This is a genomic window from Limnobacter sp. (assembly GCF_964228395.1).
Taxonomy (GTDB): domain Bacteria; phylum Pseudomonadota; class Gammaproteobacteria; order Burkholderiales; family Burkholderiaceae_B; genus Limnobacter.
In genome coordinates this window covers 1-12885 of record NZ_CAXQZX010000085.1, presented here as the reverse complement: position 1 = coordinate 12885, position 12885 = coordinate 1, and the positions used below count along the sequence as shown (strand labels likewise).

The window sequence follows — 12885 nt, the reverse complement described above, 5'->3', positions numbered from 1 at the left end:
TCGATGCTCAGCAGGACATTTCCGATCAAGATGCCTCAATTGCTGGTTTTATTGTAGAAGCAGGTCGTTCTCTGGTCTTGGCTGTCAACAAATGGGACAGCTTGGACGAGTATCGCAAAGAGCGCATCAAGTTGGAGCTGGGTCGAAAGCTCACTTTTTTGTCCTATGCGCGCCTGCATTTTGTGTCGGCCACCAAGCCGTTTGGTATTGGCGCCATGATGAAATCGGTGGATGAGGCACATGCGGCAGCCTTTGCCAAGTTGTCTACTCCCAAGCTGACTCGCTTGGTCCAAGAGTGTGTAGAACACCAGCAGCCGCCTCGAAAGGGCATTTTCAGGCCAAAACTGCGTTATGCACACCAAGGGGGGCAAAACCCGCCCATTGTGGTCATTCACGGCACGGCCCTCGATGGCATTCCAGACAACTACAAGCGCTATCTGGAAACCCGCATACGCGAGCGTTTCAATTTGATGGGTACGCCGCTGCGGGTGGAGTTCCGCAGCAGTGTGAATCCTTATCTCAAAAAAGATTCTTAAAAGGGGATCTTTCGCGTCAGGATGTCTTTGTACATCACCCAATCGCCCATGAAGCTGTAAAGCGGATATTTAAAGGTGGCTGGGCGGTTTTTCTCAAAGAAAAAGTGCCCCACCCAAGCGAATGCATACCCTGACACCAACCCATACAACAGCCAAATGGGTTGGCCGGTCAAAATGAGTTGCAACAAACACACCAAAGCAATGGTCGAACCTACAAAGTGAAGTCGGCGGCAAATGATGTTGTTGTGTTCGGCCAGGTAGAACGGGTAAAAATCTGCAAAGGTTTGAAAGCGGTTGCCGGTTTTGGGCATGGTGATGTCTCCTGTCTTTTGCAAGCAGTATATAAGCTTAGCCGCCTGCGGCCTGAATCTCAACGCAATTTGCACTTGAAAGATAGGCTGGTTCGGGTAGGATGAAGACAAACACTACAACGAGAATCCAGGAGGTTTGTGATGCAAGTCAAAGAGGTGCTCCGTGTTAAAGGCAACACATTGTTTACCGTGACGCCAGAAACCCGGCTTTCCGATTGTGTGGTCACCATGGCAGATCACGACGTGGGTTCTTTGGTCGTGATGGACAAGGGCAATCTGGCTGGCATTGTGACTTTCCGCGAAGTGATCCGCATTTTGGCCAAGCGCCAAAAAGAACATCGCACAGGCCCAACTCCCCCCGTGTCAGAGATTTACGTCAGCGAGGTGATGAACCCAAGCCCCACTGTGGCCACCTTGGACATGGAGGTGGACAAGCTTCGCAAGCTCATGCTTGAGAATCACCAGCGTTACCTGCCCGTGATGGATGGCAGTACCCTCTGTGGTGTGATCTCTTTTCACGATGTGGCCAAGGCTGTGCTTGAGGAGCAGGGCTTTGAAAACAAAATGCTCAAGGGTTACATTCGCGATTGGCCCATTGAAGAAAACTCTTGATCCGGTTCTAAAGCAGTACAGGTGGTAACGGTGAAAAAGCGCATTGCAGTGATTGGTGCCGGGGTGGCAGGTTTGGCTTGCGCACGCGAATTGGTGCGCATGGGCCACGAGGTGCTTGTGTTTGAAAAAAGCAGAGGCCCTGGCGGGCGAATGCCCACCCGCTGGCTGGACCGTGAGGTCAACCCCCCTTTGGGTTTTGACCACGGCACACAGTACTTTCAGGCCAGTGCGCCCGCGTTTTTAACGCTGATGGAACAAGCCCAGGCTGCTCATGCCGTGGCGCTGTGGGAAGGTCGTGTCGTCGACCTTGGTTACGGTGTGTCTCGGCCACATGCCCCTGGGGCAAAACGTTGGGTGGGTACGCCGGGCATGGCGAGCCTGGCTCGGTTTATGGCCCAAGGCTTGAATGTTCGCCTGCAAAGCCGAGTTGCAGCGGTGCAAAAGCAGGGCAGTGTTTACCAGTTAACCATCCACCTGGCCGATGGCAGCGTGCGCGTAGACTCTGGTTTTGATGCGGTGGTGTGTGCGATTCCGGCCGAGCAGGTGGTTCAGTTGTTTGAGCAGTCGCACAGCGATTTGGCTGGCTTGGCCCAAGGTGTTCAATCCACCGTGACCTGGGCTGTGATGCTCACCCCCAGAGAGCCGCTGAAAGTTGACTATGACGGTGCCTTCGTGGTGGACAGCCCATTGGGCTGGATCTGCCGTGATTCCTCCAAACCTGGTCGCGCAGCCGGCGATCGCTGGTTGCTACAAGCCACGGCCGATTGGTCCATGCAGCACAAAGACGATGCCCCCGAAGAGGTGTTGGCATTGCTTTTGGATGTGTTTAGTAATGTAACCGGGCAAATCATTGAGCCCATGCATGTCGCAGCGCACCGGTGGCTATACTCTTTGCCGGTTAATCCGTTGGGGCTTGGCCATTACCTGGATGAAAACGCTTTACTGGGCGCCTGCGGCGACTGGCTTGGGGCGGCTCGGGTTGAAGACGCTTTTTTAAGTGGGCATGCCTTGGGCGAGCGTCTTAACCTGGTGTTTGACGCCGCGCTGGCCCATTAAGCGGATGCGTAGCCGGCATTCAATCCCGCAGTGGCTTTGTTTCCGATAAAATGGCGGTTTTCCTTCGAGTGAATTCGCATGTCCGGAAGTAGCCTGGGTCGACTTTTCGTGGTCAGCAATTTTGGTGAAAGCCACGGGCCAGCCATTGGTTGTGTGGTGGACGGTTGCCCTCCTGGATTGCCGTTGGTCGAGGCCGATCTTCAGGCCGATCTGGATCGCCGCAAGCCCGGCACCTCCCGCCATGTCACCCAGCGTCAGGAAGAAGACCGGGTAGAGATTCTTTCCGGCGTGTTTGAAGGGTTGACCACCGGGGCACCCATTGGATTGCTGATTCGCAACCAAGACCAGCGCAGCAAAGACTACGGCAACATCATGGACACGTTTCGTCCTGGCCACGCCGACTACACCTACTGGCACAAGTACGGCATTCGCGATTACCGTGGAGGCGGGCGGTCTTCTGCCCGAATGACAGCACCCATGGTGGCTGCCGGGGCTATTGCAAAAAAGTGGCTTGCCTCAAGCCTTGGAATTCAAATTCGCGGCTGCATGACACAAATCGGCGACGTTGAAATTCCATTCCAGAGTTGGGAGCACGTGCCCAATAACCCGTTTTTTTCGCCCAATGCCGACAAAGTAGAGGAGTTGGAAGCCTACATGGACGCGCTGCGCAAATCGGGCGATTCCTGCGGCGCCGGTCTTCGAGTGCAGGCCACTGGTGTACCTGTTGGCCTGGGGGCGCCACTGTACGACAAGCTGGATGCCGATATTGCGCATGCCATGATGAGTATCAATGCTGTAAAAGGCGTTGAAATTGGTGCGGGCTTTGGCTGCATTACCCAGAAGGGTTCCGAGCATGGCGATGAAATGCTGCCCGATGGCTTTGGCTCCAACCATGCCGGTGGAATTCTGGGTGGCATATCCACCGGGCAAGACATTGAGGTGCGCATGGCCATCAAGCCAACCTCCAGCATTCGTTTGCCACGCAAATCCATCGACAAGGCCGGTCAGCCCATTGAGGTTCAAACCTTTGGTCGCCACGACCCTTGCGTGGGCATTCGAGCAACCCCGATTGCGGAAGCCATGTTGGCTTTGGTGATCATGGATCACGTGCTGCTGCACCGTGCGCAGTGTGGGGATGTTCAGGTGGACACCCCTCGCATCCCGGCTGGCCGTTCTGATTACTAAGCCGGGCCAGCCAGTGGCTTTGGGGTGGCTGGGCCTGTTTTATGCGGCTTATTTCGGCTTTGTAGGCCTTTACTCCCCGTTTCTTGGGCCTTACCTGCAATCCATCGGGCACGGGCTAAACGTCATCGCCTTGTCTTTGGGTTTGATGCAGATCATGCGCATCTTCGGTCCCTTTGCCTGGGGGTGGTTGGCTGATCACACTGGCCACCGGGTGCGCTGGATCCGCTTGGGGATTGGGGGCGGTGCAGTGTTTGCAGCCCTGGCTTTTGCCTTTCAAAACAACCCGGTGCATCTGGTTGTGCTGGTTTTGCTGCTCAATCTTTTTATTTCTGGCCTGGTGCCCATGAGTGATGCGTATGCGCTTGACCAATGCGCGGGTTGTCCAGGGCGTTATGGGCAAGTGCGCCTCTATGGTTCGGTGGGTTTTGTGGTGGCCGTGCTGGTGTTTGGCGCAGTGGCCGACCAGCACGGGTTTGAGTCATATCCATATTGGGCCTGTGGGTCTTTGCTGCTTGGGCTGTTTGCTGCCTTCATGTTTAAACCGGATTCGCCCAACCGTGTGCATTTGCCAGTACAGGCGAATGTGGGTGCTTACATCACCTCGGTGGGCTTGCGCCGTTTGTTGCTGCCCCAGCCCATGCCTGTGTTTTGGTTGGCTGCGTTTTTCATGATATTTGCGCACGGTGTTTTTTATGCCTACTTTTCTTTGTATTTGCTTCAGCACGGGTATGGCGAGTTGAGCATCGGCGGTTTGTGGGCTTTTGGCGTGGCTTGTGAGGTGGTGTTTTTTGCGTTTCAGGCGAAGTTTTTTAATCGCTTAAACCTGCACCAGTGGTTAATGCTGAGCTTTGTAGCGTGCGCTGTGCGGTTTGCGCTGACTGCGGCCTTCCCGCAGTTGGCTTGGGTGATGTTGCTGGCCCAGGGCATGCATGCGCTGACCTTTGCTGCGCATCACACGGCCACCATATCGTGGCTGCGCGACAATCTGCCCAAATCGCTGGTGGTGCGTGGTCAAGCCATGTATGCCACCATCGCATATGGTTTGGGGGGGTCTTCTGGCACTTTTTTAGGTCGATATGCATGGGATGCTGCTTCCCCCTCAGCTGCTTTTGCCATGGCTGCCATGGCGGGCGGGTTGGCTGCGCTCATGGGTATGCGCCTGCGCAAATATGCCCAGTCAACTTGAGAATTTGGTACGGCGTTTAACATTTGCTATTTATTGGTGGGTAACGGTATGCAATTGGAATCGACAACAAAGCAAAAAGGGTTTTTCAAGGGCGGTCGGCGCTTGGCTCAGGGATTGGTGCTTGCTTGCTCAGTCACCGTTTTATCGGCCTGTTTAACGACCCAAACCACATCGGGCGGTGCGGTGGGTGTTGATCGATCACAGTTTGTGCTGGTTTCAAGCGAGGAAGTGGATGCCAGCGCCGCCAAAGCCTATGCAGAGGTGATTGCCAAGGCCAAAGCCGAGGGCAAACTGAACCGAGACCCCAAGCAGGTGAAGCGCGTGAGGGCGATTGCCAATCGGCTGATTCCCCAAACCGCTGCTTTTCGGCAAGACGCCCCATCATGGCAGTGGGAGGTCAATGTGCTTGAGTCTGAGCAATTGAACGCCTGGTGTATGGCGGGTGGCAAAATTGCGTTTTACTCTGGTCTGATTGAAAAGCTCAAGATGACCGACGACGAAATTGCGGCGGTGATGGGGCACGAAATTGCCCACGCTTTGCGCGAGCATAGCCGCGAGCGGATTTCGCAGCAATTGGCCACCTCGGTGGGCTTGGATCTGCTGGCTGCCGGTTTTGGTTTATCCCGCGGGGCGGCCAACCTGGCAGGCATGGTGGCCGATGTCACCATTTCTTTGCCGTATGGACGAAAGCACGAAATAGAGTCTGACCGAATTGGCGTTGAACTGGCAGCCCGAGCCGGCTACGACCCTCGCGCGGCCATTTCACTGTGGCAAAAAATGGCCTCCCATGGCGGTGGATCGACGCCAGAACTTCTTTCTACGCACCCATCGCCTGAAAACCGGATGCGCGACCTGGAAGACTACTCGGCCCGTGTTCAACCTTTGTACGAGCAGGCCCGCAAGCGCTAGCCCAATCACTCAGCTTTTTGAATTGTAGCCCGCTTGCAACAAGGGCCAAGAGTTGGCGCCTATGGCATAATAAGCAGTTATCTTTAATGCAAATGCCTGAAGTAGGGCTGGACATGGCAAAGACTCTTTACGACAAACTTTGGGAAAGTCATGTGGTGCGCACAGAGCAGGATGGCACCGCTTTAATTTACATCGATCGACACCTGCTGCACGAAGTAACCAGCCCTCAAGCCTTTGAGGGGCTTGAATTGGCGGGGCGCCCCTTGTGGCGCAACAGTGCCAACCTGGCCGTGGTGGACCACAACGTGCCCACCACCGACCGCAGCAAGGGCATTGCGGATCCCACCTCGCGCCTGCAAGTAGAAACCCTGGACAAAAACGCCAAGGCACATGGCTTGACTTACTTTGACATCAAAGACATGCGCCAAGGCATTGTGCACGTGATCGGCCCTGAGCAAGGCGCTACGCTGCCGGGCATGACCGTGGTGTGTGGCGATTCCCACACCAGCACGCACGGTGCCATTGGAGCGCTTGCCTTTGGCATTGGCACATCTGAGGTAGAGCACGTCATGGCCACTCAGTGCCTTATCATGAAAAAAGCCAAAAACATGCAAGTGCGTGTAGAGGGCAAACTGGGTGCTGGCGTGTCTGCCAAAGACATCATATTGGCCATCATTGGCAAAATCGGCACCGCCGGGGGCACGGGGTATGCCATCGAATTTGCCGGTTCGGCCATTCGCGAATTGTCTGTTGAGGGCCGCATGACCATGTGCAACATGGCCATCGAAGGCGGCGCCCGTTCTGGCATGGTGGCCGTGGATGACAAAACCCTTGAATACGTCAAAAACCGCCCCTTCAGCCCCAAAGGCGACATGTGGGACAAGGCTGTGGCTTATTGGCGCACGCTGCATTCCGACGAGGGCGCGCACTTTGATCGCGTGGTTGAGCTGAAAGCCGAAGACATCGTTCCCCAAGTGACCTGGGGCACTTCGCCAGAAATGGTGACCGATGTGCACGGCGTTGTGCCAGATCCCGCTGCCGAAGCCGATCCAGTGCGACGCCAAAGCATCGAGCGTGCCCTGCAGTACATGGGTCTGAAGCCCAAGCAGCGCATTGAGGATATCGCTGTAGACACAGTATTTATTGGGTCTTGCACCAACTCTCGCATTGAGGACCTGCGTCAGGCTGCTTCTGTGATCAAGGGTCGCAAAAAAGCCGCCAACGTGAAATTGGCCATGGTGGTGCCGGGCTCTGGCTTGGTGAAGGCCCAGGCAGAGCAAGAAGGTTTGCACAAAGTGTTCACTGAGGCTGGCTTTGAGTGGCGCGAACCCGGTTGTTCCATGTGTTTGGCCATGAACGCCGACCGCCTGGGCAGTGGTGAGCGCTGTGCCTCCACCAGCAACCGCAATTTTGAAGGGCGGCAAGGGGCAGGGGGGCGCACGCATTTGGTCAGCCCAGCCATGGCAGCAGCGGCCGCCATTGCAGGCCATTTTGTAGACGCTAGAGACTTTTGACTGAAGGAGTGTTGGTCATGAAATTCATTTCTGCTGTGATGTTGGCTCTGTCTGCGATGGCTTTGTCCGCCTGCAACACCATTGAGGGCATGGGCAAAGACATCAAGGCCGGTGGCGCTGCCATTGAACGCGCTGCCGACGAAAACAAACGCTAAGTACCCACCATGGATAAATTTGTTACTCACACAGGCATTGCTGTGGCCATGAATCGCGCCAACGTTGACACCGACGCGATCATCCCCAAGCAGTTTTTGAAATCCATCAAACGAACCGGGTTTGGTGAGCACCTGTTCGATGGCTGGCGCTACCTTGACGAAGGCGAGCCTGGGATGGATTGCAGCAAGCGCCCCTTGAACCCTGATTTCGAGTTGAATCGTCCCGAATTCCAGGGTGGCACCGTGCTGGTGGCTGGCCCCAACTTCGGTTGCGGCTCTTCGCGTGAACACGCCCCCTGGGCACTGCAGCAATACGGCTTTAAAGCCGTTATTTCCAGCAGTTTTGCAGATATTTTCTTCAACAATTGCTTTAAAAACGGCTTTTTACCCATTGTTTTAAAAGAAGAAGAGCTTCAGCAGGTTTTTGCAGCCATCGACAAAAAACCAGGCGAGAAAATCACCGTCGACCTGCAGAACCAGCAAGTGAGCATTGCCGGGCTTGTTTTTGGCTTTGAGGTGGACGCATTTCGCAAGCACTGCCTGATCAATGGCTTGGACGACATTGGCCTCACCTTGCAGCACCGTGAAGCCATTGAAGCCTTTGAACAAAAGCGTCTGGCCGAGCAGTCTTGGCTGGCCAACACCATTTGAGAACAACATGACATTGAAAATTGCCGTAATGCCAGGCGATGGCATTGGCCCAGAGATCACTCAGCAGGCCGTGAAGGTGCTGGAGGCGCTGAAAACCGATGGCCTGAAAGTGGAATTTGAACACGCCTTGATCGGGGGTGCCGCCTACCGCGAAAAAGGCGTGCCTCTGCCCGAAGAAACCGTAGCCCTGGCCAAAGCCAGCGATGCGGTGCTGTTTGGCGCGGTCGGCGATTTTTCCCTGGATACCTTGCCGCGACATTTGCGCCCAGAGCAGGCCATTTTGGGTATTCGCAAGGCTCTGAATTTGTTCGCCAATTTCAGGCCCGCGATGGTGTATGCCGAGTTGGCCGATGCCTCTACACTGCGCCCAGAGGTGGTGGCCGGTTTGGATATCCTGATTGTTCGCGAATTAACCGGAGACATTTACTTTGGCACGCCGCGTGGGCACCGCATTGCCGAAGATGGCCCTTTCAAGGGTGAGCGCGAGGCTTTTGACACCATGCGCTACGCAGAAACGGAAATTCGTCGCATTGCGCATGTGGCGTTTCAGGCCGCGCAAAAGCGGGGCGGAAAGTTGTGCTCGGTGGACAAAGCCAATGTGCTGGAAACCACCCAGTTTTGGCGCGATGTGGTCACAGAAGTCGGCAAAGAGTACCCCAATGTGGAGCTTAGCCACATGTATGTGGACAACTGTGCCATGCAGTTGTTGAAAAACCCCAAGCAGTTCGACGTCATTGTGACCGGTAATTTGTTTGGCGATATTTTGTCCGACGAGGCGTCGATGCTGACTGGTTCGATCGGCATGTTGCCTTCGGCCTCTTTGAACGAAAGCAATTTTGGTTTGTACGAGCCCATTCACGGCTCGGCGCCTGATATTGCAGGCAAAGACCTCGCCAACCCCATGGCCACGGTGTTGTCCGCAGCCATGATGCTTCGCTACACGTTTGGGATGGAAGAATACGCCGCGCGCATTGAGCAAGCTGTGAAAACAGTATTGGCCAGCGGTCCGCGCACAGGCGACATTTGGCGCGAAGGCAAAGAAAGAACAGGCACCAGCGGCATGGGTGATGCCATTGTTGCGGCGCTGGCTCGCCAGTCTTGAATCTTGTTTTAAATGGGAGTGCATATGTTGAAAGTTGGTTTGGTAGGATGGCGTGGCATGGTGGGTTCTGTGCTCATGCAGCGCATGCAGGAAGAAAATGACTTCGCGCATTTTGAGCCAGTGTTTTTCTCCACCTCCAACGCGGGCGGTAAAGCCCCGGCTTTTGCGTCCAATGCAGGCCCCCTGCAAGATGCAAACAGCGTGGATGCACTCAAACAAATGGATGTGGTGCTCACCTGCCAGGGCGGCGACTACACCAATGAGGTGTTTCCCAAGCTGCGTGCGGCTGGCTGGAATGGCTACTGGATTGATGCCGCCTCGGCGTTGCGCATGAAAGACGATGCCATCATTATTCTTGATCCCGTGAACATGAACGTCATCAAAGACGGACTTGCCCAAGGCGTCAAAAATTATGTGGGCGGCAATTGCACGGTTTCACTGATGCTGATGGCCTTGGGTGGTTTGTTCCAGGCCAACCAGGTGGAATGGATCACATCGATGACCTATCAGGCCGCTTCGGGCGCTGGTGCACAAAACATGCGTGAATTGATTGCCCAGATGGGCAGCATCCACAGTTCAGTGAAAGACCTGTTGGCCGATCCCGCTTCTGCCATTCTCGAAATTGATCGCAAGGTGGCCGAGCACATCAATTCCAGCACTTACCCCACTGAGCAATTTGGTGTGCCTCTGGGGGGTAGCCTGATCCCCTGGATCGACAAGGATCTTGGCAATGGCCAATCCAAAGAAGAATGGAAGGGCGGTGCAGAAACCAACAAGATTTTAGGCAAGCCAGCCATGGGCTCCCAGGGTTCTATCCCTGTGGATGGTCTGTGCGTGCGTGTGGGTGCCATGCGTTGCCACTCTCAAGCCTTGACCATCAAGCTGAAGCAAGACATTCCATTGAACGAGATCAATGACATGCTTGCCAAGGCCAATGATTGGGTTAAAGTAATCCCCAATGAGCGTGAGGTGTCCATGCGTGAGCTAACCCCGGCAGCCGTCACAGGTCGCATGCACGTGCCTGTGGGTCGCATGCGCAAAATGGCCATGGGCGGCCAGTATTTGAGCGCCTTTACCGTGGGCGACCAACTGCTTTGGGGCGCCGCCGAGCCCTTGCGCCGCATGCTTCGCATTTTGATTGAGCGTTAATTCAAACAACACAATCGGCCGCGAGAGCTGGCCAGCACATTCATGGAGTGAACGGGTGAGGCACATCACAAAAAAGACATTGCCCCTATTAATCGCATCAGGTTTGTTCGCTAGCTCTCTTGCGCAAGCTGCCCAGTTGGGTAAGTTGGAAGTGTTGTCTCGTTCGGGCGAGCCCTTCCAGGCGCAAATTCAAGTGGATTCGGTGTTGCCCGAAGAGCGGGTCAGCTTGAGAGCCTCTTTGGCTTCGCCTGAGGCTTTTCAAGCCGCGCGCTTGGTCATCGACCCCAACTTGCAACACTTGCGCTTCAATGTGCAGGACGGCCCAAGGGCTGGCACTGCAATTGTAAAAATCACTTCGGCCAAAGCGCTGCCCCAGGGGTTTCTGGACGCTTTGGTTGAATTGAGTTGGGCAGGTGGCCGGGTGGCACGTGAATACACCTTGACCATCCCGGCAGACACGGCTGCTTCCGAAGCGAAGCCCACAGAGCTCCCTGCCATTACACCGCCGCGCACCTTGCCCCCAGTGGCAACTGCGCCCGCTACGCCCCCCAAAGCAGAGGCTGCTCCACCCAAAGTAACCGCGGCCCCCAAGCCCGATACAGCGACTCCACAAGCCCCAGGCACGGCAAGCGCTGGCGAACTTCAGGTCAAGCGTGGCGACACCTTGTCTGAATTGGCTTTGCAACTGGTGGGCGATGGCATCACTTTGAATCAAGCCATGGCGGCTATTTACGAAGAAAACCGCGAGGCATTTATCAATGGCAGTGTGCACCTGATTCGTGAAGGTGCCCAAATCCGCATTCCGAACCGCAGCGCCGTTCGCGCACGTTCAGCCAATGAGGCTTTGTTGGTGCTGGCTCGCAACGACGACCGCAATGTTTACTCTGCATATGCTCGCCAAATTGGTTTGTTGACCGTGGCCAACGCTCAAGCGGGCGCTAGCCCCACCGAAGGCCAAATTGCCCCCAAACCGAGCCAGGCCCCCAACACAGGCGCGACGCAAGACCGCTTGCAAATCGCGCCCAGTGCACAGCAGGGTGGTGCTGCGGGCGACGCCAATGCAGAGGAATTGTTGGCCAAAAACAAGGCGCTCAACGAGGCCAACGAAAGAATAGCCTTGTTGGAGAAAAACGTTTCTGATCTTCAAAAGTTGCTGGAAATGCAACAGGGCGGTGCTGCGCCTGAGCCAGCCGTGCCGCCATTGGCAGCCAGCCCAACCGAGTCACCTGCTGCTAACGTGGCAGAACAGCAAACCGAGCAGCCTGCGCAAGAAGACCCAGCGCTCACCCTGCCCATCGAGGCCCCCATTGCAAGTGAACCCGCGGCTGAGCCCAGCGCAGAGCCTGCCAATCAGCCAGCCGATCAATCGCCCCCACCCGTAGAGACTGCTGAACCCGCAGCGGAAGAGTCTGTGAACATTCTGCCTTGGTTATTGGCAGGTGCAGGTGGATTGATTGGTTTGGTGGTGTTGTTGCTTGTGGCCCGCGCCCGCAAAAAACCAGCGCCCGGGCAAGAGGCCGCTGGTGAGCAAGACGATTCGTTTTCTGAAGTTCAAGATTTTGACAATGCCTTGGCTGCCATGGCGGCCGAGCAGGCCAAGCAGCCCGAGCCTGCGCCTTTGGCCAAGGTGTCAGACGATGACTTTGATTTGGACGAAATTTTGGCTGAAAAAGAGAAGCAGCCAGAGCCTGTTGCGCAAGTCGAGCCAGAGCCTGAGCCTGTGGTTGAGGTGGAGCCGCAGCAAATTCCAGAGCTGGAGTCAGAATCGGAGCAGGCCAGCGCGCAGCCTGAATCCCTGGACAGCCCTGTGACCTTGGACTTCCCTGATGACGCTGCAAAACCCGAGCAGTCCTCATCGATTCTGGATGATTTGGATTCTCTGGAAAAAGGCGCTGCCGCGGCGCAAAGCGAGTTGGACGAACTTCGCCAGAAGGGTGCAGATGCCACGCCCAGCGATGCCGATGTGGATGCCGCTTTTGAAGACTTGGCCGACGATGGCACTACCAGCCAAAGCAATGCCACAATAGACGACACGGCCAAGGCGGACGTGCCTGAGGGTGACTTTGACCAAGCCGTGGTCGATCTGGATGTGGATGTGCCTAACCCCAAGATCGACGAGGCAACCTGGCAGGAAGTGGCCACCAAGCTGGACCTGGCCGGCGCTTACGTTGAAATTGGCGACGCCGATGGCGCCAAAGAGCTGCTGAACGAGATCATCAAGAAAGGCGATGTTGACCAGGTTCGCAAAGCGAAGGCCTTGTTGGCCACCATTGGGTAATTGATACTGTGGTTCGGGTGGTGCTTGGTTTGCGGTATGACGGTCATGGTTTTGAAGGATGGCAAACCCAGCCTCACGGCAAGACCGTGCAGGACACCTTGGGCAAGGCGATCTCCCAGATCGTTCCGCAAACCCCTGTTTTGCATTGTGCTGGTAGAACCGACACGGGTGTGCACGCCCGCCAGCAAGTGGTGCATTTGGACACTTTGGCCGAGCGCCCCATTTCTGCTTGGGTCAAGGG

The 12885-nt window shown here is 55.7% G+C and carries 12 protein-coding genes and 2 pseudogenes; 13 read left to right on the top strand and 1 reads right to left on the bottom strand.

The features are described from left to right. Positions 1-536: pseudogene (locus ACEQU8_RS07025) on the top strand (ribosome biogenesis GTPase Der); the annotation flags it as partial. Here the strand turns inward: ACEQU8_RS07025 and ACEQU8_RS07020 are convergent. Next, positions 533-847: an Mpo1-like protein gene (locus ACEQU8_RS07020; protein ID WP_370262532.1), complete on the bottom strand. Its 315-nt coding sequence runs from the start codon at positions 845-847 to the stop codon at positions 533-535. The pseudogene ACEQU8_RS07025 and the gene ACEQU8_RS07020 overlap by 4 nt on opposite strands. A gap of 141 nt (positions 848-988) precedes the next feature. Between ACEQU8_RS07020 and ACEQU8_RS07015 the strand changes: the two genes are divergently transcribed. From ACEQU8_RS07015 to truA, 12 genes and pseudogenes are all read left to right on the top strand, one after another. Further along, positions 989-1459 (top strand): CBS domain-containing protein, encoded by a 471-nt coding sequence (locus ACEQU8_RS07015; RefSeq protein WP_370262531.1) that lies wholly within the window; start codon positions 989-991, stop codon positions 1457-1459. Positions 1460-1489: 30 nt separating this feature from the next. Beyond that, positions 1490-2515 (top strand): NAD(P)/FAD-dependent oxidoreductase, encoded by a 1026-nt coding sequence (locus tag ACEQU8_RS07010; RefSeq protein ID WP_370262530.1) that lies wholly within the window; start codon positions 1490-1492, stop codon positions 2513-2515. A gap of 78 nt (positions 2516-2593) precedes the next feature. Beyond that, positions 2594-3700 (top strand): chorismate synthase, encoded by a 1107-nt coding sequence (aroC, locus tag ACEQU8_RS07005; protein ID WP_370262528.1) that lies wholly within the window; start codon positions 2594-2596, stop codon positions 3698-3700. Further along, positions 3651-4886, top strand: a complete 1236-nt coding sequence (locus ACEQU8_RS07000) for an MFS transporter (RefSeq protein WP_370262527.1) — start codon at positions 3651-3653, stop codon at positions 4884-4886. The genes aroC and ACEQU8_RS07000 overlap by 50 nt, the downstream gene beginning before the upstream one ends. A 48-nt stretch (positions 4887-4934) precedes the next feature. After that, complete coding sequence (locus tag ACEQU8_RS06995; RefSeq protein ID WP_370262526.1) at positions 4935-5795, top strand: M48 family metallopeptidase; 861 nt, start codon at positions 4935-4937, stop codon at positions 5793-5795. Between the two features lie 113 nt (positions 5796-5908). Beyond that, complete coding sequence (leuC, locus tag ACEQU8_RS06990; RefSeq protein WP_370262524.1) at positions 5909-7309, top strand: 3-isopropylmalate dehydratase large subunit; 1401 nt, start codon at positions 5909-5911, stop codon at positions 7307-7309. A 17-nt stretch (positions 7310-7326) separates the two neighbouring features. Further along, entirely contained in the window at positions 7327-7464 is a 138-nt protein-coding gene (locus tag ACEQU8_RS06985; RefSeq protein ID WP_370262523.1) for an entericidin A/B family lipoprotein, read from the top strand. 9 nt (positions 7465-7473) lie between these two features. Further along, entirely contained in the window at positions 7474-8115 is a 642-nt protein-coding gene (leuD, locus tag ACEQU8_RS06980) for a 3-isopropylmalate dehydratase small subunit (protein ID WP_370262522.1), read from the top strand. Between the two features lie 13 nt (positions 8116-8128). Then, positions 8129-9217, top strand: a complete 1089-nt coding sequence (leuB, locus tag ACEQU8_RS06975) for a 3-isopropylmalate dehydrogenase (RefSeq protein WP_370262535.1) — start codon at positions 8129-8131, stop codon at positions 9215-9217. 27 nt (positions 9218-9244) lie between these two features. Then, on the top strand, positions 9245-10366 hold the full coding sequence (asd, locus tag ACEQU8_RS06970; RefSeq protein ID WP_370262533.1) for an aspartate-semialdehyde dehydrogenase: 1122 nt from the start codon (positions 9245-9247) through the stop codon (positions 10364-10366). A 136-nt stretch (positions 10367-10502) separates the two neighbouring features. After that, positions 10503-12644, top strand: coding sequence for a FimV/HubP family polar landmark protein (locus tag ACEQU8_RS06965; protein WP_370262520.1), 2142 nt, complete (start codon positions 10503-10505; stop codon positions 12642-12644). A 20-nt stretch (positions 12645-12664) separates the two neighbouring features. After that, positions 12665-12885 (top strand): annotated as a pseudogene (truA, locus tag ACEQU8_RS06960) (tRNA pseudouridine(38-40) synthase TruA); the annotation flags it as partial.